The 25,979-nt window shown below is 66.2% G+C and carries 22 protein-coding genes and 1 tRNA gene; 14 read left to right on the top strand and 9 right to left on the bottom strand.

Features of this window, described 5'->3' with window-relative positions:
- Positions 1-5: 5 nt before the first annotated feature.
- The 4 genes from AC4EEO_RS02295 to aroQ all read left to right on the top strand — a co-directional run bounded on the left by AC4EEO_RS02295 (position 6) and on the right by aroQ (position 5,242).
- Positions 6-929, top strand: coding sequence for a carbohydrate ABC transporter permease (locus AC4EEO_RS02295; protein ID WP_491339780.1), 924 nt, complete (start codon positions 6-8; stop codon positions 927-929).
- 84 nt (positions 930-1,013) lie between these two features.
- Entirely contained in the window at positions 1,014-2,354 is a 1,341-nt protein-coding gene (locus tag AC4EEO_RS02290; RefSeq protein ID WP_133830627.1) for an ABC transporter substrate-binding protein, read from the top strand.
- Positions 2,355-2,505: 151 nt separating this feature from the next.
- The gene (locus AC4EEO_RS02285; RefSeq protein WP_491339779.1) at positions 2,506-4,695 is read left to right on the top strand and encodes an alpha-galactosidase; all 2,190 of its coding nucleotides are present in this window, start codon (positions 2,506-2,508) and stop codon (positions 4,693-4,695) included.
- A gap of 82 nt (positions 4,696-4,777) precedes the next feature.
- Entirely contained in the window at positions 4,778-5,242 is a 465-nt protein-coding gene (aroQ, locus tag AC4EEO_RS02280) for a type II 3-dehydroquinate dehydratase (protein ID WP_018761856.1), read from the top strand.
- Between the two features lie 40 nt (positions 5,243-5,282).
- Here aroQ and AC4EEO_RS02275 read toward each other — a convergent pair whose 3' ends face one another.
- Positions 5,283-6,467 carry a MarP family serine protease gene (locus AC4EEO_RS02275; protein ID WP_491339778.1) on the bottom strand — a complete coding sequence of 395 codons (1,185 nt, stop codon included), beginning with the start codon at positions 6,465-6,467 and terminating at the stop codon, positions 5,283-5,285.
- A gap of 196 nt (positions 6,468-6,663) precedes the next feature.
- Here AC4EEO_RS02275 and AC4EEO_RS02270 point away from each other — a divergent pair, with 196 nt between their 5' ends.
- Entirely contained in the window at positions 6,664-7,341 is a 678-nt protein-coding gene (locus AC4EEO_RS02270; protein WP_013602309.1) for a Crp/Fnr family transcriptional regulator, read from the top strand.
- Positions 7,342-7,437: 96 nt separating this feature from the next.
- Here AC4EEO_RS02270 and AC4EEO_RS02265 read toward each other — a convergent pair whose 3' ends face one another.
- From AC4EEO_RS02265 to sp36, 3 genes are read right to left on the bottom strand one after another with little or no spacing between them, the layout of a single operon-like run.
- Positions 7,438-8,349, bottom strand: coding sequence for an NUDIX hydrolase (locus tag AC4EEO_RS02265; RefSeq protein ID WP_491339777.1), 912 nt, complete (start codon positions 8,347-8,349; stop codon positions 7,438-7,440).
- A 15-nt stretch (positions 8,350-8,364) separates the two neighbouring features.
- Positions 8,365-8,898 carry a RidA family protein gene (locus AC4EEO_RS02260; RefSeq protein ID WP_491339776.1) on the bottom strand — a complete coding sequence of 178 codons (534 nt, stop codon included), beginning with the start codon at positions 8,896-8,898 and terminating at the stop codon, positions 8,365-8,367.
- A gap of 1 nt (position 8,899) precedes the next feature.
- Positions 8,900-9,055 (bottom strand): Sp36 family protein, encoded by a 156-nt coding sequence (gene sp36, locus AC4EEO_RS02255; RefSeq protein ID WP_009359196.1) that lies wholly within the window; start codon positions 9,053-9,055, stop codon positions 8,900-8,902.
- Positions 9,056-9,092: 37 nt separating this feature from the next.
- On the opposite strand from sp36, the gene AC4EEO_RS02250 reads away from it, so the two are divergent.
- The 5 genes from AC4EEO_RS02250 to AC4EEO_RS02230 all read left to right on the top strand — a co-directional run bounded on the left by AC4EEO_RS02250 (position 9,093) and on the right by AC4EEO_RS02230 (position 16,278).
- On the top strand, positions 9,093-11,402 hold the full coding sequence (locus AC4EEO_RS02250) for a transglycosylase domain-containing protein (protein WP_491339775.1): 2,310 nt from the start codon (positions 9,093-9,095) through the stop codon (positions 11,400-11,402).
- Positions 11,403-11,408: 6 nt separating this feature from the next.
- A complete protein-coding gene (locus AC4EEO_RS02245) occupies positions 11,409-12,353 on the top strand; it encodes a metallophosphoesterase (RefSeq protein WP_109045147.1) in 945 nt (314 codons plus the stop codon).
- Positions 12,354-12,485: 132 nt separating this feature from the next.
- On the top strand, positions 12,486-14,294 hold the full coding sequence (locus AC4EEO_RS02240) for an ABC transporter ATP-binding protein (protein WP_285246955.1): 1,809 nt from the start codon (positions 12,486-12,488) through the stop codon (positions 14,292-14,294).
- Entirely contained in the window at positions 14,291-16,117 is a 1,827-nt protein-coding gene (locus tag AC4EEO_RS02235) for an ABC transporter ATP-binding protein (protein ID WP_491339774.1), read from the top strand. Before AC4EEO_RS02240 ends, AC4EEO_RS02235 begins: the two co-directional genes overlap by 4 nt.
- Positions 16,118-16,201: 84 nt before the next feature.
- Positions 16,202-16,278: transfer RNA gene (locus AC4EEO_RS02230), tRNA-Pro, on the top strand.
- 161 nt (positions 16,279-16,439) lie between these two features.
- Here AC4EEO_RS02230 and AC4EEO_RS02225 read toward each other — a convergent pair.
- On the bottom strand, positions 16,440-16,658 hold the full coding sequence (locus AC4EEO_RS02225) for a hypothetical protein (protein WP_018761865.1): 219 nt from the start codon (positions 16,656-16,658) through the stop codon (positions 16,440-16,442).
- A 131-nt stretch (positions 16,659-16,789) separates the two neighbouring features.
- Between AC4EEO_RS02225 and AC4EEO_RS02220 the strand changes: the two genes are divergently transcribed.
- Positions 16,790-18,055, top strand: a complete 1,266-nt coding sequence (locus AC4EEO_RS02220; protein WP_491339773.1) for a helix-turn-helix domain-containing protein — start codon at positions 16,790-16,792, stop codon at positions 18,053-18,055.
- Between the two features lie 50 nt (positions 18,056-18,105).
- Here the strand turns inward: AC4EEO_RS02220 and AC4EEO_RS02215 are convergent, their stop codons facing one another.
- Both AC4EEO_RS02215 and purD read right to left on the bottom strand, forming a co-directional pair.
- Positions 18,106-19,044, bottom strand: coding sequence for a phosphoribosylaminoimidazolesuccinocarboxamide synthase (locus tag AC4EEO_RS02215; RefSeq protein ID WP_491330592.1), 939 nt, complete (start codon positions 19,042-19,044; stop codon positions 18,106-18,108).
- Between the two features lies 1 nt (position 19,045).
- The gene (gene purD, locus AC4EEO_RS02210; protein ID WP_133830681.1) at positions 19,046-20,362 is read right to left on the bottom strand and encodes a phosphoribosylamine--glycine ligase; all 1,317 of its coding nucleotides are present in this window, start codon (positions 20,360-20,362) and stop codon (positions 19,046-19,048) included.
- A gap of 99 nt (positions 20,363-20,461) precedes the next feature.
- Here purD and AC4EEO_RS02205 point away from each other — a divergent pair, with 99 nt between their 5' ends.
- The 3 genes from AC4EEO_RS02205 to AC4EEO_RS02195 are packed head-to-tail and all read left to right on the top strand — an operon-like array spanning position 20,462 to position 23,551.
- Entirely contained in the window at positions 20,462-22,057 is a 1,596-nt protein-coding gene (locus AC4EEO_RS02205; protein WP_133830682.1) for a molybdopterin-dependent oxidoreductase, read from the top strand.
- A 60-nt stretch (positions 22,058-22,117) separates the two neighbouring features.
- A complete protein-coding gene (locus AC4EEO_RS02200) occupies positions 22,118-23,134 on the top strand; it encodes an asparaginase (protein ID WP_133830636.1) in 1,017 nt (338 codons plus the stop codon).
- A gap of 39 nt (positions 23,135-23,173) precedes the next feature.
- The gene (locus AC4EEO_RS02195) at positions 23,174-23,551 is read left to right on the top strand and encodes a sterol carrier family protein (protein WP_018761871.1); all 378 of its coding nucleotides are present in this window, start codon (positions 23,174-23,176) and stop codon (positions 23,549-23,551) included.
- Here AC4EEO_RS02195 and AC4EEO_RS02190 read toward each other — a convergent pair.
- Both AC4EEO_RS02190 and AC4EEO_RS02185 read right to left on the bottom strand, forming a co-directional pair.
- Complete coding sequence (locus tag AC4EEO_RS02190; protein ID WP_109045142.1) at positions 23,528-24,247, bottom strand: Pr6Pr family membrane protein; 720 nt, start codon at positions 24,245-24,247, stop codon at positions 23,528-23,530. The two genes, AC4EEO_RS02195 and AC4EEO_RS02190, sit on opposite strands and share 24 nt — an antisense overlap.
- A gap of 377 nt (positions 24,248-24,624) precedes the next feature.
- Complete coding sequence (locus AC4EEO_RS02185) at positions 24,625-25,746, bottom strand: IS110 family RNA-guided transposase (protein ID WP_491329093.1); 1,122 nt, start codon at positions 25,744-25,746, stop codon at positions 24,625-24,627.
- Between the last annotated feature and the right edge of the window lie 233 nt (positions 25,747-25,979).

Raw genomic sequence — 25,979 nt, 5'->3', positions numbered from 1 at the left:
CTTTCATGACCACCGCAAAAGTTTCCGCCCCTGCCCGGCCCGCCGCCCGCCGTCGTCCGTTCAACTGGCGCCGCGCCGCCGCCTGGGCCCTCGTTGCCCTCGCAGTCGCCGTCTCAATCCTCCCGTTCTACTGGATCCTGCGGACGGCGCTGTCCACCAACGGATCCCTTGCCGGCAACGCCACCAACCTGCTCCCGGCCGACTTCAACCTGGGCGCCTTCAAACGGGTCTTCGGCCTGCAATCGCCCGAGGAAGCTGTCGCCGAAGGCGGATCCGGCGCCCAGATCGACTTCTGGAGCTACCTCCGCAACTCCGTGCTCTTCGCCTCCATCACTACTACCGGGGCCGTGTTCTTCAGCGCCATGGCCGCCTACGCGTTCGCCCGGCTGCGGTGGCGGGGACGGAACCTGGTGTTCAGCCTCTTCCTGGCCACCATGATGGTGCCGCCCATCTTCACTGCACTGCCCAACTTCCTGCTCATCAAGAACCTGGGCCTGCTCAACACCCTGGCGGGCCTGGTACTCCCGTACGTCTTCATGACCCCGTTCGCCATCTTCTTCTTGCGGCAGTTCTTCCTGAATATGTCCCGCGAGGTGGAGGAAGCGGCCATGCTCGACGGCGCCAAGCACCTTCGGATCTTCTTCCAGATCATCCTGCCCAACGCCGCAGCCCCCATCGCCACGCTTGCCCTGCTCACCTTCATCGGCCAGTGGAACGAGTACTTCTGGCCGCTGCTGGTGGGCCAGGACGAATCCGTCCGCGTCCTCACGGTGGGCCTGGGCGTCTTCAAATCACAGTCGCCGCAGGGCGCGCCGGACTGGTCCGGGCTGATGGCCGCCACCCTTGTCTCCGCCCTGCCGGTCCTGATCCTGTTCGCTGCGTTCGGCAAGAAAATCGTCAACTCCATCGGCTTCTCCGGCATCAAGTAAGTCCCCTTCCCGCGTAACCCACCCGTCCCATCCCCGGCGCCGGGCCATGGCGGCCTGCCCGGAAGCACTGTGAAAGGAACACCCATGAAAAAGAAAGCACTCACCTCCCTCGCCGCAGCGGCAGCCGCTGTCCTGGCACTGTCGGCCTGCGGAGGCGGCGGATCCGCCGAGGCCGGCAAGGGCGAAATCAACTACTGGCTGTGGGATGCCAACCAGCTCCCGGCGTACAAGCAGTGCGCCGACGACTTCCATAAGGCCAACCCGGACATCACCGTCAAGGTCACCCAGCGCGGCTGGGACGACTACTGGGGCACCCTCACCAACGGCTTCGTGGCGGGCACCGCCCCGGACGTCTTCACCGACCACCTGGGCAAGTACCCGGAATTCATCAAGAACAAGCAACTGCTCGCCCTTGATGACGCCGTCAAGAAGGACAACATCGATACCGGCATCTACAACTCCGGGCTCGCGGACCTCTGGGTTGGCCAGGACGGCAAGCGGTACGGCCTGCCCAAGGACTGGGACACCATCGCCCTGTTCTACAACACCAAGCTCGCGGCCGACGCCGGCGTCACCCCCGAACAGATGGCCAACCTGAGCTGGAACCCCCAGGACGGCGGCACGTACGAAAAGACGATCGCCCACCTGACCGTGGACAAGAACGGCAAGCGCGGCGACGAAGCCGGCTTCGACAAGAACAACGTGGCCGTCTACGGGCTCGGGCTCAACGGCTCCGGCTCGGGCCAGGGCCAGACCGAGTGGAGCTACCTGACCGGAACCACCGGCTGGACGCACACGGACAAGAACCCGTGGGGCAAGCACTTCAACTACGACGACCCCAAGTTCCAGGAAAGCATCGACTGGTTCGCCGGGCTGGTGGACAAGGGCTACATGCCGAAACTTGAAACCACGGTGGGCGCCAGCATGGCGGACACCTTTGCCGCCGGCAAGTCCGTCATCAATGCCAACGGTTCGTGGATGATCGGCCAGTACACCGGCTACAAGGACGTCAAGGTGGGCATCGCCCCGACGCCCAAGGGTGTCGACGGCAAGCGCGCCAGCATGTACAACGGCCTGGCGGACTCCATCTACGCCGGCACCAAGAAGCCGGAGGCCGCCATCAAGTGGGTGGAATACCTGGGCTCCGCAGCCTGCCAGGACGTGGTGGCTGCCAAGGCCGTTGTCTTCCCCGCCATCAAGACCTCCGCCGACAAGGCAGTGGAAGCGTTCAAGGCCAAGGGCGTTGACGTGACCCCGTTCAGCCAGCAGGTCAAGGACGGCACCACGTTCCTCTACCCGATCGCGGACAACGCCGCCAAGGTTGACGGCATCATGAAGCCGGCCATGGACGCCGTGGTATCCGGCAAGGCCAAGGCCAGCTCCCTCACCCAGGCCAACGACCAGGTCAACGCCCTGTTCAAGTAACCCCTCCAACGTGGCTGCGTATGTGGTCGCAGCCACCGGCCCGGGCGCCGCCGTCCTCCTCCTCGCAGCGGCGGCGCCCGGCCACCCCTTTCCGGATTTCCCTCCTGTGCGTAACTTAAGACGCAACGCTGAACACTGAAAGAGACCTCCTATGGATCCCCTGTACCTCCGTTCCGCCGGCACCAGCCTGCTGATCAGCTTCAACAGCGGGGAGGCCGAGGTCATCCATTGGGGCGCGGACCTGGGCGCGGAGCTGCCGGACCTGGGCTTCCTGGCCGGACCCATCGGGCCCTCTTCGGTCGACGCGCGCGTACCGTCCGCCCTGCTCCCCCAGGCGTCCTCCTCGTGGCGCGGCCGCCCCGCCCTGCGCGGGCACCGCATCACCGGCGACGGCTCCGGCTTCGACTTTTCCACCCGCCTCCGCGTCACGTCCGTCAACGCCGAGGGCTGCACCGCCACGATCGGCCAGGCCGACGCCGACGCCGGCATCAGCGTCTCCACCTCCCTCACGCTGCACGACGGCGGCCTGCTGGAACTGCGCCACACCGTCACCAATGACGGCACCACCCCGTTCCAGGTGGACGAGCTGGCAACCGTCCTCCCGGTGGCCCCCGACGCCGTCGAACTCCTGGACCTCACCGGCCGCTGGTGCCGGGAACGCCACCCGCAACGGCAGCGCATCCAGCAGGGCACCTGGGTCCGGACCGGCCGGCACGGCCGCACCGGGCACGACTCGTCACTGATCTTCGCCGCAGGCACCGAGGGCTTCGGCAACCGGCACGGCAAGGTGTGGGCGACCCATCTGGCCTGGAGCGGCAACCACGAACAGTTCGCGGACACCATCGGCGATGGCCGGACCGTGATCGGCGGCTCGGAGCTGCTGGGGCCGGCCGAGGTCATCCTCGAACCGGGCGCCGGGTACACCACGCCGACCCTGTTCGCCGCCTACTCCGCCCACGGCCTGGACGGCATCAGCGAGGCGTTCTATAGCTGGTTCCGTTCCCGGCCGCACCATGTGCTGCCGGCCGCCTCCACAGGGCTGCCGGCCGGAAAGCCGCGCCCGGTGGTGCTGAACACCTGGGAGGCAGTGTATTTCGACCACAACCTGGACACGCTGGTCGAGCTGGCTGATTCCGCGGCGGACCTTGGCGTGGAGCGCTTCGTGCTCGACGACGGCTGGTTCCGCGGGCGCCGCGACGACCACGCCGGGCTGGGCGACTGGTACGTCGACGAGACGGTGTGGCCGGACGGCCTGGCCCCGCTGATCGACGCCGTCACCTCCCGTGGCATGGAGTTCGGCCTGTGGGTGGAGCCGGAGATGGTCAACTTGGATTCGGACGTTGCCCGTGCACATCCGGACTGGATCGTGGGTCCTTCCGCCGCGGCGCACAAGGACGGCGGCCGGCTGCCCCTGGAGTGGCGCAACCAGCACGTCATCGACCTGGTGAACCCGGAGGCCTGGCACTACGTGTTCGACCGGATCTCCGCGCTCCTGTCCGGCAACAACATCAGCTACCTGAAATGGGACCAGAACCGCGACCTCGTGGAACACGGCCATGCGGGCCGGCCCTCCGTCCACGAGCAGACCCTTGCTGCGTACAGGCTGTTCGATGAACTCCGCAAGGCCCATCCCGGCGTCGAAATCGAGAGTTGCTCGTCCGGTGGCGCCCGCGTGGACCTGGGCATCCTGGAGCGGACCGACCGTATCTGGGCCTCGGACTGCAATGACGCGCTGGAGCGGCAGGCCATCCAGCGCTGGACCGGCCTGGTGGTCCCGCCCGAGCTGGTGGGCAGCCACATCGGGCCCACCACCTCGCACACCACCGCCCGGACCCACGATCTCTCGTTCCGGGCCATTACTGCCTTGTTCGGCCACTTTGGGATGGAATGGGATGTCCGGGGCGTCCAGGGCAAGGAGCGGGAAGAGTTGCGGCGCCTGGTGGGGCTGTACAAGGAACACCGGGACCTGATCCACAGCGGGCTGCCGGTCCACGCAGACCTCGCCGATGACGCGTTCCAGTTGTACGGCGTGGTGGCTCCCGCACCCGTTGAAGGCGCGACGGCGGCGCTGTTCGCCGTCGTGGGCATGCGCACCTCGGCGTCCGAGACCCCCGGCAGGATGGGCGTTCCCGGTTTGGACGGGGAGCGCAGCTACCGGGTGGAGGCCGTCTTCCCTGCACCGGTGGACGCCGACTACGCCCACACCTTCACCCAGGTCCAGCCCCCGGCCTGGCTTGCAGGCGGCGCGGTTGCCAACGGACGGTTCCTCGCCGAAGTGGGGCTGCCCATGCCCATGTTGAACCCGGAGCACGCGTTGCTGTTCAAGGTCACGGCCCTCTAGCGGCTGCTATGGGCCCGCTGCCCGCCGCCGCTTCCAACGTAAGAATGCGCGGCGGGCAGCAGCAGCCGATAGATTTGCAGGCATGACTGAAGCCTCCTCCACCGTCGAAGCCGGCCGCGGCACCATCCTCGTTATCAACGGCCCCAACCTGAACCTGCTGGGCACCCGTGAGCCGGAGAAGTACGGCACCTCAACCCTCGCGGACGTGGAGCAGTTGGCAGCCTCCGCCGCCGCCAAGCACGGCTTCGCGGTGGAGTGCGTGCAGTCCAACCATGAGGGTGTCCTGCTGGATGCCATCCACGCGGCCCGGGGCGCCGCCGCAGGAATTGTCCTCAATGCCGGCGCCTTCACGCACACGTCCGTGGCGCTCCGTGACGCCCTGGCTGCCGTGCAGCTGCCCGCCGTCGAGGTGCACATCACCAACGTGCACCAGCGGGAGGAGTTCCGGCACCACTCGTACCTGTCCCCGGTATGCGCCGCGGTGATCGTAGGCGCCGGCGTATTCGGCTACAAACTCGCCATCGACTACCTGGCCGAGGTCCTGTAGCCGGCAGCCCTGGTTCTAGACGCCCAAGCTTCCGGCAGCCCTACTTCTGGATGCACTGCCCGGAGGAAACGGGCGCGGACAGGGTGGGCGCCTGCTGGGCCACGGGGTTCAGGTCGCTCATGGTGATGGCGAATCCCACTTCTGCGTCCGAGGTTGCCTTGGCAAAGATCACGCCGGCCACCTGGCCGTCGGTGGTCAGCAGCGGGCCGCCCGAGTTCCCCGGCTGCACGTCCCCCGCCAGGCGGTAGATGTCTTCCGGCGACGGGTTGTTTCCGTAAATGTCCGGCACCAGCACGGTGGCGATGTCCTGCACCGTGGCCGGCTTGGACTGGAACGGGCCGCCGTGGGGGTACCCGGCGAAGGCGGCCTGGCTGCCGCCGGGCAGGTCGCGGCTCAGCGGCAGCGGCTGGGACGGAAGGTTGTCCACCGCCAGGACTGCCAGGTCCCGCTTGGTGTCGAAGTAGACCACGCGCCCCGGCATCGCGCCGCCGTCGGGCATCTCCACGACGGGCTGCGACACGCCCGCCACAACGTGCGCGTTGGTGACCACGCGGCCCTGGGACACCACGAACCCGGTGCCGGTCTGGTTCTGGCCGCATTCGTACGCCGTCCCGGCGATCCTCAGGACCGACTGGGCTGCCTTGTTCAAGGCCGGAGTGTTGGTGCTGGCGTTGGGCACCTGGACCGGCTGGCCTTGGTCCAGCCCTTCGAACAACGTGGGGATCCCGTTGCCGATCACCGTGGACCGCAGCTCCGCCATGGTGGCCTTGACCGGGGTGGGCGTGAGCCCGTCGATGAACCGGATCACCTTGGATTCAGCCAATTGCTGTGACACGACCGGCACGCCCAGGGAGCTGACGCTGAAGGCCAGCATGGACATCACCAGCGCGGACACCACCAGGTTCAGGGCCCCGCCCACGAGCCGGTCCACGGCACGCAGCGGCCGGATCCGCATGGCCCCGCGGATTTGCCGGCCCACCATGGTGCCCAGCCCGTGGCCCAGGGCCATGAGGACGACGGCGGCAGCAATGATGGCGGTCAGCCTCCATCCGGAGTCCGGAACGAAGGTGCTGACCAGGGGGACGGCAAAGAACGCCGCGATGGCGCCGGCCGCGAAACCGGCCAGGCCGCCGACCGTGACCAGGAAACCATTGCGGAGGCCGTAAACCAGGTATGACAGCAGCGCCAGGATCAGGACGAGGTCCAGGACAGTCAAGCCGACCACAAAGGCTCCTTATTAAACAGTTGAACCCCCATTCTAGTGGCGGACACTGACAAACTTCTGTGGGCTTCAACGCCCTCCCATTGACCCGGATCCGGTTGTTCACGGGCGTTTCGGCTGCCAAGTTCGTCACAGAACCTTGAAAATTCTGAAACAATGGCTCAAGCGCCACAGCCGATACTTTTACTCAGGAGATTTCATGGACATCGAGGTACTGCGCCGAGCACCCCTTTTCGCCACGCTCGACGACGACGCATTCCGTCTGCTGACGGACGAGCTCACCGAGGTGGACCTTTCCCGCGGCGCATCCGTGTTCCGCGAGGGAGACCAGGGTGACCAGCTCTACTTCATTGTCTCCGGCAAGGTGAAACTCGGCCGCACGTCCCCGGACGGCCGGGAATCCCTCCTCGCCATCCTCGGCCCGGGCGAACTCTTCGGCGAGATGGCCCTCTTCGACCCGAGCCCCCGCACCGCCACCGCCACCGCGGTATCGGAAACCCGGCTGGCCGGGCTCAAGAACGAGAGCCTGAACACGCTGCTCCGGACCCGCCCCGAGGTTTCCGCCCAGCTGCTGCAGGCCCTGGCCCGCCGCCTCCGCCGCACCAACGACTCCCTGTCCGACCTCGTCTTCTCGGACGTCCCGGGCCGCGTGGCCAAGGCCCTGCTGGACCTGGCAGACCGCTTCGGCCGGCCGGCGACCGATGGCGTCCTGGTGGCACACGAGCTGACCCAGGAGGAACTGGCCCAGCTGGTGGGCGCGTCCCGCGAAACCGTCAACAAGGCCCTCGCCGAGTTCGTCCAGCGCGGCTGGCTCCGCCTCGAGGCCCGCGCCGTGGTCATCCTGGACATGCAGCGCCTCCGCCAGCGCTCCCGCTAGGACACACGAAAAAGGCCGCCCCGAGGGGCGGCCTTTTTCGTGCCCGGAAACAATACCGGCCGAGTCCCAGGCTTCGACAGGCTCAACCGCCTGGCGTCAGCGTTCGCGCTGGTGGTCCCCTGCCACGGTCTTGGCGGCCTCGACCTCAAGCATCAGCTTGCCGTCTTCCTCCACCAGGACCGGCTGGTACACGTGGGGTTTGCGCTTGTAGCTCAGGTAGGCGATGCAGCCGTTGGCGGCCGCCATCTTTTCGATCATGATCTCCGAGCCGGGGACCAGCAGCTCGCCCAAGGGCCGGCCCACGGTGTTCTCCTGGCCGGCGTCGTCGCCGAGTGCGGTGGTATTCCTTTCCTGCACCACCTGGGCCGCGTTGACCCACCTGCCCCAGACGCCCTTGCCCTCAAGCAGCGAGGGTTCCTGGCCCAACGGGACGGTGGCGGCAAAGTAGCGGGTATCGAACCGGCGGTGCGCAAAATCCGGGCTGCGCCAGTTGACCAGCGATTTGAGCAGGTCCGTACGCAGCGAGAGGCCACGCTTGCCCAGGACCTGGGCCAGCGTCTTCTCCTGGTCCGCGACCGCGATGCGGGCACGCATCCACTCGGACGAGGATGTGGCCTCCACGGTGTTGGACATGTCCGGACCGGCCAGCAGGATGCCGGTCTCCTCGAAGAGTTCCCGGATGGCGCCCACCACGTGGCGCCGCGCCAGCCCGACGTCGGCCGTTCCCATCTGCTCGGCCCAATGCTGCGGCGAGGGGCCAAGCCAGCCCATGGCGTCGTCGTCGGCCGGGTCCAGGGAACCGCCGGGGAAGGCGAGGACGCCCAGCGGCGAGGAGCCGGGCCGGTAACCCAGCCAGGTCTCCAGGCCGGTGGGGGAATCACGCAGGAGGACCACGGAAGAGGCGTAGCGCGCGGCCCGGGGAGTCCGTTCGCCGTGTTCGAGCCAGCTTTGAGCCGCCCCTTCAAGGTCCTGGGGAAGTGCAAAAAGGCGTCGTGCGAGGTGAGGCAAGGGAAGTGACCGGTCCTAGCTGAATTCGGCGATCAGTTCGACTTCAACGGGAGAGTCGAGCGGAAGAACGGCAACGCCGACGGCGGAACGTGCGTGCTGCCCGGCGTCGCCAAGGACACGGCCCAGCAGCTCAGAGGCGCCGTTGATAACGGCGGGCTGGCCCGTGAACGACGGGTCGGAGGAGACGAATCCGACCACCTTAACGATGCGGGTGATGCGGTCCAGGTCGCCGATGACGCTCTTGACCGCGGCCAGGGCGTTCACGGCACATACGGCGGCATACTTCTGGGCGTCTTCGGGGGACACCGTGGGCTCGTCGGCGAACCCTTCGGTGCCGGCGGACACCTTGCCGGCAGCTTCGAGCTTGCCGTTAATGAACGGCAGCTGGCCGGAGGTGTACACGTGGTTGCCGGAGACGATGGCGGGGACGTAGGACGCCACGGGAGCGGCGACCTCCGGGAGCGTGATGCCAAGTTCCGCGAGGCGCTGCTCGACGGCGGATGCCGGCGCCGTTGCGGCGCCGGAACCGGCTTCTGCGGGGGTGCTCATGCTACTGCTTCTCCCTCTTGAGGTAGGCGACAAGCCCGTTGCCGTCGGGTCCGGGAACCACTTGGACAAGCTCCCAGCCGTCCTCCCCCCACTGGTCCAGGATCTGCTTGGTGGCGTGAATAATGAGCGGAATCGTCGCGTACTCCCATTTGGTCATGAGAGAAAGCGTAGCCCTTGCCGGTAAAGTGGAAAACATGGCGACTCGCAACAACCCCTTATTCGACACTGCCACCACACTGGGTAAGATCCTTCTTTTCCTCGGTGTGAGCGCGATTTGCGGTGTCCTGGTGGCGGGCCTTCTGGTTCCCGCCGCTGCCGTCTCGGGCAGCGCGGCAAGCGGTTCCATCAACTTCTTCGACTCCCTCCCTGCGGAACTGAAGGTTGACCCGCCCAGCCAGACCACCCGCATCCTGGCCGCCGACGGCAGCGAGATCGCCAGCGTCTATACGGAGAACCGCACCAAGGTTCCGCTGGACCAGATTTCGCCGAACATGAAGAACGCCATCATTGCCGTGGAGGACAGCCGCTTCTACGAGCATGGCGGCGTGGACACCACCGGCATCCTTCGCGCGCTGGTCGCCACCGCCCGCGGCAACAAGCAGGGTGCGTCCACCATCACGCAGCAGTACGTCAACAACGTACTCAATGCAAACCTCGCCGCTGCCGGCGAAGAAGACCAGATCAAGCTCAACGGCGTCAACAAGGGCGTTGGCGACAAGCTCCGGGAAATGAAGCTCTCCATCGCCCTGGAGAAGGAGTTCACCAAGGACCAGATCCTTGAGGGCTACCTGAACATCGTGTTCTTCAACCGGGACGCATACGGCATCGAGGCCGCCTCCCGGTACTTCTTCAGCACCACCGCCAAGGACCTGACCCTCCCGCAGGCGGCACTCCTGGCGGGCCTGGTGAACAGCCCGTCCATGTTCGACCCCATCACCAATCCGGAGAAGTCCAAGCAGCGCCGGGACCTGGTGCTGGGCCTGATGAAGGACCAGGGCAAGATCACCGCGGACGAATACCAGGCAGCGGTGGCCACCCCGGTTGAACCGAAGGTCACCCAGCCCAAGCAAGGATGCGCCTACGCGGCCACCGCTCCGTACTTCTGCGACTACATCCTGCACCTGCTGGAGAACAACCCGGCCTACGGTGCAGACGTCAAGGACCGCCAGCGGCTCATCTACGGCGGCGGCCTGACCATCACCACCACCCTGGACCCCAAAGCCCAGGCCACCGCCCAGGAGCAGGCCGACGCCGCGGCCGGCGCCAACCCGGATAAATGGGGCGCGTCCATGGTCTCGGTACAGCCCGGCACCGGAAAGATCGTCTCCATGGCCCAGAACACCTCGTTTCTGGCCGGCGCGGGCGGCTTCAACTCGCAGTTGAATTTCAACGTGGACAAGTTGGACAAGGACGGGAACGACCTCAACGGCATCGGTGGGTTCCAGCCAGGTTCAACCATGAAGCCGTTCACCTTCGCGGAGTGGCTCAACGAGGGTAAAACCATGAATACCGTGGTCAACGCAGCCCAGCGCGTCTACCCGCTGAACTACCCCTGGAAGAACACCTGCGGCAAGGTCGCGGGTGCCTACAACACGGCGCAGAAGTCCCTGGGCGCAGCGGACGACCTCCAAAACGCCGAGCCGCAGTGGTACCGGCCGCTGACCGTCCTTGAGGGCCTTTACAACTCCATCAACACCGTGACCTTCGCGTCCGCGGCGCAGTTGGACTTCTGCGGCATCCAAAAGATCGTCGATGCCGTTGGACTGCACAGCGGCCTCCCGTCGGCGGACGGCACGGATCCGCACCCGAAGGTGGACATGATGACCTTGGGCAACCTGCTGGGTTCCACCCAGACGTCGCCGCTCACCATGGCCAGCGCCTTCGCGACGTTCGCGAACGACGGCAAGTACTGCGAACCCATTGCCATCACGTCGGTCACGGACGCCACCGGTAAACAGCTCCCGGCCCAGTCCAGCAGCTGCCGCGACGCCATCAAGCCCGAGGTTGCCCGCGGCGTGAACTACGCGTTGCAGGAAGTCATGAACAGGGGTTCGGGCTCGCTGATCCAGCCGCGTCTTTCCACCAAGACCAGCTTCCCGATCGGCGCCAAGACCGGTACCTCGAACAACAACGGCTCCACTTGGGTAGTTGGACACACCACCGGCCTGGCCACTGCCGCCTGGTTCGGCGACCCGTTGGGTGACCAGGGCCGTTCGGGCCAGAACATCACCGTCAACGGAAAGTTCTACCAGGGCATCGACGGTTACATGATCGCCGGCCCCATGTTCTCGAACTTCATGACCAAGATCGCTCCGGGCTACGGGACCAACCCGTTCCCGGCGCCGCCGAGCAACATGATCAACGGGACCACGCCCAATTCGGCTCCGGCTCAGAACGGCCAGCAGGCCACTCAAGCACCTGCAACCCAGGCGCCCGCCACCCAGGCCCCGGCCCCGGCGCCGAGCAACAACGGGAACGGCAACAATGGCAAGGGCAACGGCTAAGCGCGCATGAGCATCGACAGCCTGGCAAGCCGCGCCCGTTCAATCGGGCGCGGCTTTGCCGTTGCCGCAGGGGCCGGAACTGCGGCCGGGATGGCGGCCTTCGGCTACGGCTTGTGGGAGAAGAACCAGTTCGTCCTTCGCGAGGAAACCCTGGCCATCCTCCCGCCCGGACGCAACCCGTTCCGTATCCTGCACCTGAGCGACATCCACTTCGTGCCCGGCCAACAGAAGAAGGCCCAGTGGCTCGCCTCCTTGGCGGACCTGCAGCCCGACCTGGTGGTGAATACGGGCGACAACCTCAGCCATGTCAAGGCAGTGGATCCCCTCCTGGCCGCGCTTCGGCCCTTGCTGCAGTTTCCCGGCGTCTTCGTACCGGGCTCCAACGACTACTTCGCCCCCACATTCAAGAACCCCGCGTCCTACCTGTTGGGACCCTCCAAGGCCGCGCCGAAGCCCACCCCCCTGGATTGGCCCCGCCTTCGTTCCGGGTTCGGCATGGGTGGCTGGGTGGACCTGACCAACCGCCACCAGTCGCTGATCCTGAACGGCATGCGCTTCGACTTCTCCGGCGTGGATGACCCGCACCTGAACCGCGAGCGCTACGCCGGCTGGCCGCGCGGCACGGTCAACCAGGACGCCAACGACCATCTCAAGGTGGCGGTCATCCATGCCCCGTACCAGCGGGTACTGGACCACTTCACGGAAAGCGGCGCCGACCTCCTGCTCGCCGGCCATACGCATGGCGGCCAGCTCTGCATCCCCGGGTATGGTGCCGTCGTCGCCAACTGCGACCTCCCCACGTGGCGCGCAAAGGGCCTCAACGACTGGACCAGCAACGGGCGTACGACGCCGGTCAACGTCTCCGGTGGCATCGGCACCTCACGCTTCGCCCCGGTAAGGATCGCCTGCAAGCCTGAGGCAGTCCTGCTGACGCTGACCTCCCGCGGCTGACCCTCCCATTACGGACTGCAATAACTGGGCAAGCCTGGCGCCCCGGCGGCAACCCCTGTGAATCGTCTCACGCCATGGCATAGGGTAGTTGCTAGAGGAAACTACATTCGTTTTAGAGCTTGAGAAGCGGGCATGGCCAAGCAGACTCCATTTTTCAGATCAATCAGCCGTCTTTATCCGCACGTCCGGCCCATCATCCCCCGGCTTTTGCTGGGGCTTCTCTGTGCGCTGGCGGCAAGTATCGTTGCCCTGACCATCCCCCAGGTGCTGCGTGTCCTGGTCAACACGGCGCTGCAGCCGGGGGCCAGTGCGGACGGGGTGTGGATTTCCGCAGGTGTCATCCTGGTGCTGGGCGTCGCCGAAGCCGGCCTGGTGGCGCTCCGCCGGCAGTTCGTCATCAACCCTGCCACGACGGTGGAAACCAGGATGCGGGTCTCGCTCTACGACCACCTGCAGGAACTGACCGTCTCCTTCCACGACCGCTGGGGTTCCGGCCAGCTGCTGTCCAGGGCCATGACAGACCTGAACTTCCTGCGCCGGTGGATGGCCTTCGGCGCCATCATGCTGGTGGTCACCACCCTCACGGTGATTATCGGGATCGTGGCCATGTTCGCCATGAGCTGGCAGCTGGCGCTGATCTTCCTCGCCGCCGCCGTACCCATCACCATCAACAGCTTCCGGTTCCGCACCCGGTTCAGCAAGGTGGCCCGGCGCAGCCAGGACCAGGCCGGCGACCTCGCCACCACGGTGGAGGAATCGGTCCACGGCATCCGCGTGCTCAAGGCGTTTGGCCGCAGCCGGGAAGCCCTCGAGAACTTCAACGAACAAGCCGAGGAACTGCGCCAGACCGAAATCGAGAAGGCCCGCCACCAGGCCACCTTCACCATGGTGGTCACCCTGCTCCCCGAACTCGCGCTCGGAACCGGCCTGGTGGTGGGCGTTATGTTGTGTGCCGGCGGCCAGCTGAGCATCGGCTCCCTGGTGGCGTTCTTCGCAACGGCCGCCGTCATCGCCTCGCCGGTGGAATTTTCCGGCATGCTGCTGGCCATGGCACTCACGGCGAAGACCGCCGTCGACCGCCACTACGAGGTGATGGATACGCAGAACACCATCACCAGCCCCGCCGAGCCGCGCCGCCCGGACGAACTCGCGGGCGCACTGCGCTTCGACAACGCAACCTTCGCCTTCGAGGACGCCCCGGACAAGCCGATCCTCAAGGACATCAACCTCGAGGTGCGGCCCGGCGAAACCATGGCTTTGGTGGGCATCACCGGCAGCGGCAAGAGCGCGCTCATCCAGCTGGTCCCCCGTCTCTACGACGTCACGGCCGGCGCCATCAGCATCGATGGAGTGGACATCCGCGACTTTGACGTCGAGGAACTGCGCAGGATTGTCGGGGTGGCCTTCGAGGACACCACGCTGTTCTCCAGTTCCGTCCGGGACAACGTCCTCCTTGGCGCGCCGGTGCGTTCCGAGGAGATCCTGGAGGAGGCCTTGGACGTGGCGCAGGCGCATTTCTCCTATTCCCTGCCGCAGGGCGTGGACACGCTGATCGGCGAGGAAGGGCTTAGCCTGTCCGGCGGCCAGCGCCAGCGCATTGCCCTGGCACGTGCCATCGCCGCCCGTCCCCGTGTCCTGGTCCTGGATGATCCCCTCTCGGCTCTGGACGTCCACACCGAAGAACTCGTGGAGGCCCGCCTCCGCGAGGTGCTCAAGGACACCACCACCCTGATCGTGGCGCACCGGCCGTCCACCGTGGCGCTGGCCGACCGGGTGGCGCTGCTGGAAGACGGCCGTATCACCGCCGTGGGCACTCACACGGAACTGCTGGCCGGCAACCAGCATTACCGGTACGTCATCGCCAGCCTGGAGCGTGAACCGCGCGACCTTGACTCCGAACTGTCCGCCCTTGAGGACCAGGCAGAGGAAGTGACCCGATGAGCACGGCAACATTCGGCACCGCCAACGAGGACAACGCCCACCTCAGCAAGAGCGACAGCAAGGCGGTCCGGCGCCGGTCGATCGCCCTGCTCGGGTCCCTGATCCGGCCGGTACGGGTGCGCTTCTGGCTGACCATCGCCATGGTGGTCCTTTCCCAGGCAGCCCGGGTGGCCGGCCCGGCACTGATCGCTTTCGGCATCGACCACGCCCTCCCGGCCCTCCGGTCAGGTGACAACCTCCCGCTGGTGTTCACCGGCGTCGCCTACCTGCTGGCGGCCATCGCGACGGCGGGCCTCACCGCCCTGTACGTCACCTCCACGGCACGGCTCAGCCAGGCAATGCTGCTGGACCTGCGCGTCCGGGTCTTCCGGCACACCCAGCGGCTCAGCCTGGAATTCCATGAACGGTACACGTCCGGCCGGATCATTGCCCGCCAGACGTCGGACCTGGAGGCGTTACGCGAACTCCTCGATTCCGGCGTCAGCTCGCTGGCTTCCGGGATGCTCTTCATGGCGTTCACCGCCGCCACGATCTTCGCCCTGGACTGGCGCAGCGGCCTGCTGGTGCTGGCCGCCGGGGTGCCCATGTTCTTCCTGGCCCGCTGGTACCAGAAGCATTCCCAAATCGCCTTCCGGGAATCACGGGTGGTTTCCGCCCGGCTGATCGTGCACTTCGTCGAAACCATGACCGGAATCCGCGCTGTCAAGGCCTTCCGCAAGGAAAAGGAAAACTCCGAAACCTACGGCAACCTCGCCGAGGACTACCGCCTGGTCACGGTCCGGTCCATCAACCTGAACGGCATCTTCCAGCCCGGGCTGGTGCTGATCGGCAACGTCTGCGTGGCAGTGGTGCTGCTGTTCGGCGGCTTCCGGGTGCTGGGCGGCGACCTGGCCGTCGGCGTCCTCCTGGCCCTCATCCTCTCCACCAAGCGGTTCTTCCAGCCCGTGGACCAGATGGCCATGTTCTACAACTCGTTCCAGAGCGCGCAGGCAGCCCTCGAAAAGGTGTCCGGGCTCCTCGAGGAAGTACCCACGGTCCGGCCGCCGAAGAACCCTGTCCCGCTTCCCGACGCCACCGGGCGCATCGACTTCAAGGACGTCGAGTTCCGCTACGGCGACGGACCGGTGGTGGTGCCCCGCCTGAACCTGCATATCCCGGCCGGGCAAACGGTCGCCCTGGTGGGACAGACCGGCGCCGGCAAGTCCACCCTGGCCAAACTCATCGCCCGGTTCTACGACGTCAGCTCGGGACACCTGACCCTGGACGGCGTGGACCTCCGCGACCTTGCCACCACCGACCTCCGCCGGAACATCGTCATGGTCACCCAGGAAGCCTTCCTGTTCAGCGGTTCGGTGGCGGACAACATCGCACTGGGCCGGCCGGAAGCGACACGTGCCGAGATTGAGGAAGCTGCCAAGGCCGTTGGGGCGCACGACTTCATCCTGGAACTCCCCGAGGGCTACGACACCGACGTCAACAAGCGCGGCGGCAGGGTCTCCTCCGGGCAGCGGCAGTTGATCAGCTTCGCCAGGGCCTTCCTGGCGCGGCCGGCAGTACTGATCCTGGATGAGGCCACCTCCTCCCTGGACATCCCCTCTGAAAGGCTTGTGCAGGCCGGGCTGGCCCGCCTGCTCGCCGGGACGGAGGCGGCGCGCAGGACGGCACTGATCATCGCGCACCGGCTGTCCACCGTCGAGACAGCTGACAGGGTACTGGTGGTGCACGACGGCCGGATCGTGGAGGACGGCACCCCGGAGGATCTGATCGGCGGCGGCGGCCGCTTCGCGGACCTGCACGGGGCTTGGAAGGATTCCTTGGTCTAGGCCGCCGCCCAGGCCCACCGGCGGCCGGATTTCGCATCGGGCCCCGCCATCGGCTATCCTTGTAAAGTTGCTTTTGCAGCGGATCGGGATGTAGCGCAGCTTGGTAGCGCGCTTCGTTCGGGACGAAGAGGTCGCAGGTTCAAATCCTGTCATCCCGACCATAACGGAAAGAGGGTCTCCACCGGAGGCCCTCTTTTTGCGTCTCTATTTGGTGACGCCCCGCCGGACACTCCCGCCGCCTTAACGCCACCACCCGGTTAAAAGGAATGGCCCCGGAGCTGTTGCTCCGGGGCCATCCTCGCCTCCTGGGTGAGGAAGCTGTTTATGCGGGATCAGGCCAGTTGCCCACGTACGTGGTGTAGGTAGTGCTGGTGGCCTTATCCTTCTTCACCTTTGCGGAGGCGGGGTCAGGCCAGTTGCCTACTGCTACAGACGTACTCGAATTATCGGCGACGGAGCCTGAGGCCAGGACAGCCGGAGCTGCCGCGGAAAAAGCCAGGGCCCCGGCCAGGACGGCCGCGGTTGCGATCTTCTTCAACATATAAGTTCCTCAATACGAGTCGGATTCGTTACAAAGCCAGCACTGTCCTTGTTGACACACATTGTAAAATATTTTCCACAGGGGCTGTCAAGCATCCGTCAGCCCCACTTGTCCAAAAGAGGAGGATACGCGTGGGCAACGGGTTCGGAGAAAAGCTCCGCGCGGAGCGCCTTGAGCGTGGACTGACGCAGGCCGAACTGGGCAAGGACCTGTACTCACCCAGCTACATCTCGCTGCTTGAAACGGGCCGCCGCGAACCGACGGCGGAAGTCATCGAGGAACTGGCGCGCCGGTTGGAGCTGGCACCGAAAGCCCTGGAGGCATGGAGCCAGCCCATTTCCGTCAGCGACGCCGAGTATGTACTCGCCGGCCTCTACGCCCGGCAGGCGTGGGACCTGCGCGACTATCCCTTGGCGGCAAGCCACGCGGCCTCGGCCGCAAAGATCGCCCTGGAGGGGCGGAACACCAGTGCGTGGTGGAACATGACGTACATGCAGGCCGAGTGCCTGATCAAGCAGGGCAACTGGCGCGAAGCCCAAAAGATCATGGAGCACCTGCTGGAACATCCCATGGCCAGGGAATCGGCAGGACTTGCCGTCCGGGCACACCAGATGCTGGCCGGCATCTACCAGGGCCAAGGCCAGCTGAGCCTCGCCGTGGACCAGGGAATCCAGGCCGTGGACCTGTGCAAGCAGCTCCCCAAGGGATCAACCCTCATCATCAATGCCCACCACGCCCTCATCGGGGCACTGGCCGAGAGCGGACGGCTCGATGAAGCCTGGGGGTATTGCCAGGCCATGATCGAGCACGTGGACGAACTGTCCATGAGCCAGCTCGCCGGCGAGGTGGCCTGGGTGGTGGGTAACGTCGCCTTCATGCGGCACGACTACGCCGAGGGCGTGAAGCACCACGAGCGTGCGGCGCGCCTGCTCTCCCCCGCCAATGACATCGGGCTGTGGGCCCGGTTCAACAAGGCGTCCGCGGCGGTCCGCCTCTCCTCCGGCATCGTTGAGCCGGAAACGCTGTCTGCGATCGAACGTGCTGAACTGGCGCTGTCAATCGTGGGAGGCAACAAGTCAGACCAGCTGGAGGTAGCGTTCATTCGCGCCCGCTGGCTGTACCTCACCGGGGACATTGTGGCCGCCGTCGAGAAACTCCGCGAAATCCACGCCGAGCGCGCCAGCCTCGCCAAGCACACGGCTGGTGAGGTCTCGCTCCTCCTGGGCAAGTCGCTCAAGGCTGCCGGTGACACCGAGGAAGCCCTGGTGCACCTGGAGGAAGCCCAGAAGGCCTTTGCCGCGGCAGGCGCCCAGGACAGGGTCCAGCAGGCCTTGGACGCGATCCTTGAAATCAAGCTGGCCCAGAGGCGCGCGGCCGCGGCCGCGAAAGCCAGCTGAAGCAAGCCAGGTGAACCCGCCGTGGCGGGTCCACCTGGCGTGGCCGGGTCTCAGGCGAATGTCTTTCCGGTGATCTTCTCGTACGCTTCGACATACCGGCTGCGGGTGCGTTCCACCACGTCGGCAGGCAGCGCCGGCGGCGGGGTGTCGGATGACCGGTCCCAGCCGGAGGCGGCAGAAGTCAGCCAGTCCCGCACGTACTGTTTGTCGTAGGAAGGCTGGGCCTGTCCGGGTTTGTAGGTTGCAGCGTCCCAGAAACGGGAAGAATCGGGGGTCAGCACCTCATCGCCCAGGGTGATGGACCCGGACACGGCGTCGTAGCCGAATTCCACCTTGGTGTCCGCGAGGATGATGCCGCGTTCACGTGCGATCTTCTCCGCCGTGGTGTAGATCTTCAGGGTCAGCTCGCTCAGGCGGGCAGCGATGTCATCCCCCACGAGCGCCACCACGGCGTCGTAGGTGATGTTCTCGTCGTGCTCACCGATCAGTGCCTTGGCGGATGGGGTGAAGATGGCGTGCTCCAGCCGGGAGCCGTCCACCAGCCCCTCCGGGAGCGGGATATCGCACACTGTCCCGGAGGCCTTGTACTCCAGCAGTCCTGAACCCGTGAGGTAGCCGCGGGCAATGCACTCCACCGGGAACATGTCCAGCTTCTTGCAGATCATGGCCCGGCCTTCCACCTCCGCGGGCACGCCGTCTTCCACCGTGGACCCGAGCACATGGTGCTCGACGCCCAGCTGGTCGAACCACCAGAGGCTCAGCTGGGTAAGGATGCGGCCTTTGTCCGGGATCTCGCTGGAGAGCACATGGTCAAAGGCGCTGATGCGGTCGCTGGCCACCACCAGGACGCAATCCTGGCCCAGGCGTTGCACGATCGACTCGTCGGCGGGTTCGTAAAGGTCGCGGACCTTGCCGGAGTAGACGTGCGTCCACCCCTCCAGTTCCAGGGTGTCCGCGGCGTAGCCACGGTTCTCGGGAGTTCCACTCATGTCAGGCCTTCGCTTTCACTACGGGCAGCGATCCGGTGGCACCGTACGGCACCTTGATTTCCCCGCGGGCTGCCTTGCGGGCAATGTCGCTGCGGTACTGGGAGCCTTCAAGCTGGACCAGCTCAACGCCGTCGTAGGCCCTTTCCCGGGCCTCCACCAGGTCACTGCCCAGGGCGACGACGGCCAGGACGCGGCCGCCGGCGGAGACCACCTTGCCCTCGTCGTCCAGGGCGGTGCCGGCGTGGATGACGTGCACGCCGTCGAGGGCGTCCACTTTCTTGAGCCCGCGGATGCGGTCACCGGTGCGGGGCGTGTCAGGGTAGTTTTCCGAGGCCACGACGACAGCGACGGCGGCGTCCTTGGACCAGCGCAGCTCTTCCGCTTTGTCCAGTTCGCCCTTGGCGGCTGCCATGAGCAACGCCCCCAGGGGGGTCTTGAGCCGGGCGAGGACCGCTTGCGTCTCGGGGTCGCCGAAACGGACGTTGAATTCGATGACGCGGGTTCCGCGGGACGTGAGCGCGAGCCCGACAAAGAGCACGCCCACGAAGGGAGTGCCGCGGCGCGCCATCTCGTTCACGGTGGGCTGCGCCACCCGGTCAAGGACTTCCTGCACCAGGCCCTCGGGGGCCCACTCGAGCGGTGTGTAGGCGCCCATGCCGCCCGTGTTGGGGCCTTCGTCGTTGTCGAAGATGCGCTTGAAATCCTGGGCGGGTGAGAGTGCCACGGTGTTCTGCCCGTCGCAGAGGACAAAGAGGGAAACCTCGGGGCCGTCCAGGAACTCCTCGATCACCACGGATCCGCCGGCGTCGAAGCACGATTGGGCGTGGGCCAGGGCTTCGTCCCGGTTCCTGGTGACCACCACGCCCTTGCCGGCGGCCAGGCCGTCGTCCTTCACCACGTACGGAGCGCCGAAGGTGTCCAGCGCTGACGCTGCCTCTTCGGCGTTGGTGGCCACCATGGCCATGGCGGTGGGAACGCCTGCCTCCGCCATGACCTCCTTGGCGAACGCTTTCGATGCCTCCAGCTGGGCTGCTGCCTTGCTGGGCCCGAATACGGGAATGCCGGCGGCGCGGACGGCATCGGACACACCTGCGGCCAGCGGAGCTTCGGGGCCCACCACCACGAGGTCGACCGTGAGCCGGGCGGCCAGCTCGGCAACAGCCTGGGGATCGTTGCCGTTGATGTTGTAGGTGGGTACCAGCTTGCTGATACCGGCATTGCCGGGCGCCGCGTGGACTTCGGACACGTTGGGGTCGGCAAGCAGGGAGCGGACAATGGCGTGTTCGCGGCCTCCGGGGCCAATGACGAGTACCTTCACAGTCTCCAAGGGTACTTTGTGCACCCTTCCCGCTCCTAAGCTGTGACCTTGCCGGCCCTGCCGGTCAATCCGGACCACCCGCCGCTCCGAACCACCACCATGACAAAGCTTCGGAACCGCTTGACCGGCCCCTCCGCCCTGGCTGCCCTGGCAGGTGTGGTGGCAGCCGCCGTCGTACTTGCCGTTGCGGAGCTCCTCGGCGCATTTTTCACCGCCAGGGCAACACCGCTGTTCGCACTGGGGTCCACCTTCATTGACTTCACGCCGCCCCGGCTGAAGGACTTTGCGATTGCCACCTTCGGCACCAACGACAAGACTGCCCTGTTCGTGGGCATGGGGCTGACCATCGCGGTGCTCGCCTGCGTCCTGGGCATCGTGGCCTACCGGAAATGGGTCCTGGGCGTCCTGGGCGTCCTGTTCATGGGCGCGGTGATCGTTGCGTGTGTCGTGACTCGTGCAGGCGTCAGCGGAGTTGACGCCATCCCGTCCGTACTGGGCACGGTGGCCGGCCTGGTGGCCCTCCGCCTGCTGGTGGCACCGCTCTGGCGGCTGAAGGAAAGCAAGCCATGGCCCGAATCTCCGGCGGACCAGGCAGCCGACGCCGATGCCCGGCCGGGGAACGAAGGCGCCAGCCGTCGTCGTTTCTTCGCTGCGGCAGGGATCACCGCGGTGGCCGCCGGCATCGCCGCAACCGGCGGACGGTTGCTGGGCGCGGCGCGCAACAACGTGGCCAAGGCCCGCGAGGCGCTCACGCTGCCGGCGCCGGCCAAAGCCGCAGCAGCGGTTCCCGCCGGCGTGCAGTCGCCCGTCCCTGGCGTCACGCCATGGTTGACGGACAACGCCGACTTCTACCGGATCGACACTGCGCTGAGCGTTCCGGAAATCAACGTCAACGACTGGGAATTGCGCGTCCACGGCCTCGTGGAGCAGGAAGTCACCCTCACATTCCAGGACCTGCTGGATGCCAGCCTGATCGAATCACACGTCACCCTCACCTGCGTCTCCAACCCCGTGGGCGGCAACCTCGCCGGAAATGCCAAATGGCTGGGCCTGCCCATCCGCGACGTCCTGGCCCGGGCCAAGCCCAAGGACGGGGCGGACATGGTGCTGTCCACGTCCATCGACGGCTTCAGCGCCTCCACACCCCTGGAGGTCCTGCAGGACGGGCGTGACGCCATGCTGGCGATCGGCATGAACGGCGAGCCGCTGCCGCTGGAGCACGGCTACCCGGTGCGGATGGTGGTCCCGGGGCTCTACGGGTTCGTCTCCGCCACCAAATGGGTGGTGGACCTGGAGGTCACCCGGTTCGCGGACAACAAGGCCTACTGGACCGAGCGTGGCTGGTCCGAACGCGGCCCGATCAAGACCATGGCGCGCGTGGAGGTTCCCAAGTCGTTCGCCAAGGTTCCCGCCGGAAAGGTCGCCGTTGGCGGTACGGCCTGGGCCCAGACCCGGGGAATCACCAAGGTTGAGATCCAGATCGACAACGGCGAATGGACCGAGACGACCCTCTCCACGGAAGCCTCCACCATTACGTGGCGGCAGTGGTCTTACGAATGGGATGCCACGCCGGGCCCGCACTACATCAAGGTCCGCGCCACCGACGGTACCGGGCAGGTGCAGACGGACCAGCGCGCAGACCCCGTCCCTGACGGTGCGTCAGGCTGGCAGTCGGTGATGGTGACCGTCCAATAGCCACCTGCGACCGGCCCGCGGGTGGCCTGCCATCCGCGGACCGGCCCATAGACTGGCAGTATGCCGCACAATCCGCATGCCACCTTCACCGTTGACTCCGCCGTCGAACTGGCCGTCATTGAACGCAGCGGCTTCGTGGAGTCCCGGCACATCGGCTCCGCGGTGCTGGTCGCCGCCGACGGCTCGGTGGTCACCGAGCTCGGCGACATCAACACCCCCATCTATGCCCGGTCCACCCTCAAGCCCTTCCAGGCGCTGGCGTCCATGCAGTCGGGTGTACCTCTGCGGGGCGCCCAGGTGGCCATAGCGTGCGGCAGCCACACCGGTTCGCTGGACCACATGGATGTGGTGGCCGGCATGCTGAAGGCAGCGGGCGTACGGGAGGACCAGCTGCAGTGCCCCGAAGCATGGCCGGAGGACGAAACGGCCCGGAACTGGCTGGTCCGATCCGAAAAGGGCAAGTCGCGGCTGGCCTACAACTGTTCCGGCAAGCACGCGGCCTTCCTGTGGGCCTGCACCGAGAACGGCTGGGACACGCACAGCTACCTGGAACCCAACCACCCCCTGCAGCAGCGCGTACGCACCGTTATCGAGGAATACACCGGCGAGCGGATCGCGCACCTGGGCATCGACGGCTGCGGTGCCCCCGTGGCCGCGGTTTCGTTGAAAGGACTGGCGCTGGCGTACTCACAGCTGGCCAAGGCTCCCGGCGACAACAGCTTCAGCGCCAGGGCCGCGACGATCGCCACCTCCATGCTGGACTATCCCTGGGCCGTGCAAGGCCGGGGTGAAGCGAACACCCTGGTGATGGATGAGCTGGAAATCATCGCCAAGATCGGCGCCGAGGGCGTCCTGGCGATGGCCACGCCGCAAGGAGTCTCGGTGGCCGTCAAGATCCTCGACGGAAACGTGCGGGCGACCTCCCTGGTGGCCCTCACCCTGCTCGCCGCCGCCGGGGCCGTGGAGATTCCCGGAGTCGCCAGCGCCCTGGAAAAAGTGGTGGCTCCGGTACTCGGGGGCGGCCGGCCAGTGGGAAAAATCCGGTTGGGCCCCGCGGTATCCGCCCTCCTGGACTAGCACCAAACCCCCTGCCGACGCCAAAGGAAGATTGAAAGCATGGCCACAGCCCGCCGTCGTATTGATATCCACGAAGGCAAAGCAGCAGTGAAGGCGTGGCTGGAAGCCGCCCAGTCGCCGTCGGACGCTCCCCTGCCGCGCGCCGCCCTGGCGACGGCAGTGCGGTACTCCCTGGAGGAAGTGACCGCCCGGGCGCCGGGAAACTCCGTGGAGGTGCGCGTGCCGCCATTCGGCGTCACCCAGTGCGTGGAGGGCCCGCGGCACACCCGCGGCACCCCGCCGAACGTCATTGAGTGCGACGCCGCCACCTGGCTGGGGATGGTCACCGGCCAGGTGGCGTGGGCGGACGCAGTGGCTGCCGGCAAAGTGGCTGCCTCTGGCCTGCGCGCAGACCTATCGTCCCTGCTGCCCCTCTAGCCCGGGCTCGTCGCCCGCGTGCCTGCCCCGGGCGGTGGTGCGGGGCTCCGCTGCCTCCGCCGAGGAAATCCGGGCCGGGTGGGGGACCGAGTCCTGCAGTTTCGTGGACAACGCCGCCACCACGGCGAAGGCAAAAGCGGCCACGGCAATAAGGACCGACATCACCGCAACCGTGCCGTAGCCGGCGGTCCGAGGGTCCAGGAACGGATAGGGATACCAGCCCACGATGGGACCCCGAACCAGGCTGTAGACCAGGTACAGCAGGGGAAAAGCCAACCACACCAGGGACGTCCGGACCGGAATCCGCACCCGCGGGAGGTCAACCAGCCAGTCGATCACCATGACGGTGGGGACCGTGTAATGGAGCACCACATTGACCCACGGGATGGGGGTGTTGACGTCGATATCGCTCAACAGCAGGCTGTAGGTGATCCCGGTGATGGTCATGTACACGGTGGCCGCACCCCGGAGAAGTTCAAGCCACCGCGGGCTAGCCCCCTTCCAAGCGAACCAGCCGGCAATCCCCAGGGTCACGAAGGCGATGATGTTCGACTCGATGGTGAAGTAGCTGAAGTAGTTTCCGGCGCTGGCCCCCGGCACGTTCTGCATCAGGTGCAGCAGCTGGAACAGCACCGCGGCGAACCCCAGCAGCGCGAACCAGAAGCGGAAAAGTGCAAGTCCCCTGTTTGCGGTCATGTGCCGATCCTAGGCTCTGGGCGGCCGCCCGCCCCGGCGCGGCGACCCGGCGTGCCTGGCAGTACACCTGATATGTAGGTCTCGTTTGTCAAGAGCGTGAGGAAGCGGTCCTCGGGCTGGATTGCCTGGGACCGCTTCCTTTTTGTGCCCTGGGAAGAGGTGTTGGGTGTGGCCAGCGTGTCGTTGGCGACTGCGCGGTCAGACTGATATGCGCGGGTTGGTTACCGCAGGACGAAGTGTTCGGCTGGAGGTTACCGCTGGTCTAGCAATGACGGGCGTGGCCGTTGTTGGTTGCCCATAGGTGTATCGCGGATTTACTCCACGCGCTGCAAGGAACCACTTCCAACTGGGTTTCCCCGGGGGCTTTCTGTCTCTGATCAGTGCACGGACGCGATCGATCTTGGGGAGCGGGCTGCCGGAGGTGTGCTTGTGGCCAGGGACCAGCACCAGCCGGAGAGTTCGCGGGCGATGGCGACGTTGGCGATGACCGGGCGCTTGCGGCGTTCGAGGTAGCTGAGCCAGCGTTCGTGCAGGCGCCGATTGCCGGCATGGCCGCGGGTTCGTGCTTCGGAGGTGGCTTCCTCCCACCTGGACCGCATGAGCCGGGACGGGTTGTTATAGGGCCTGCGGTGGTGCCATGCGGCCTCCACAAGCAGGCGGCGCGCGTGGCTGTTGCCTGTCTTCGTGATGGACCCCTGGGACCGGGACTGCCCGGAGGAATGCTCAGTCGGGACCAGGCCGAGGTAAGCGCCGATCGTGGAACCAGTAAACCGGTCCCAGTCGCCGATCTCCACGGCCAGTCCAAACGCGGTCAGCGTCGAGACGCCGCGCAGGCACTGCAGTGATCTGACCACCGGGGTGTACTCGCTCGCATACGCCATCTCTGTGATCGCTTGATCGAGGCGGTCCCGGCGGTCTGAGATCTCATGCATCGCTTCCAGGGAGGACTCGTAGGTCAGCTGCCGGACCGGGTTCTCGAAGTGCTGGCGTGCCAGCCAGAGTTCATGAGTGCCAGTCCAGGCTTGCCCGCCGGAATAGACGATGCCTTGGCGCAACAGCAGTTTGGAAATCCGGTGCCGGGAACGCATCAGATCGCCACGGACGTCTTCCCGGGAACGGACCAGATCCCGTGCAGCTTCTTGGTCCGCCGATGGAATTCTTACCCCGGTGACCTCACCCAGCTTCAGGAGCCGGGCCAAATGCAGCGCGTCCTTTGCGTCAGTTTTTACCCGGTCCCCGGACGGGCGCTGGAGCTTCGATGGTGCCGCGACGACTGTGTCGATCCCGGAGGCCAGCAGGAACCGTGCCAGGCCAAAGCCCGTTGGTCCTGCCTCGTAAACGACTCTGACCGGCGACGGCAGGGAAAGAATCCAGGCGAGAATCTCACCACGATCCGGAGTCATGCGGTGCAAAATGACTTCGCCGGTCTGCGCGTCCAGGGCGCATGAAACAACAGTGCGGGCATGGACATCCAAGCCGACGCTTGTACGCTCGAACATAGCTGGAACCTCCAAATTTCAAATGTGGCTCTACCTGTTCGCCAAGTGTGGCAGGCAACCCACGACTTGCTTTGAAAAGGAGGTTCCAGCCCCCTGGGCCACATATTCCGGACCCTTCTGACAGAGGGCCATCAGCGCCGGAACTAGATCCGGAGCGTCCACCGATCCGCATCGGCGACGGGAATCGGCACAAAGCAGGACGCTCCGGAAACGGTCCGGCGACAATGGACCTC

It is taken from the genome of Pseudarthrobacter sp. MOO13, from assembly GCF_058267655.1.
Note: the sequence above shows the minus strand (reverse complement) of the source record. Positions and strands in the feature narration are given on the sequence as shown.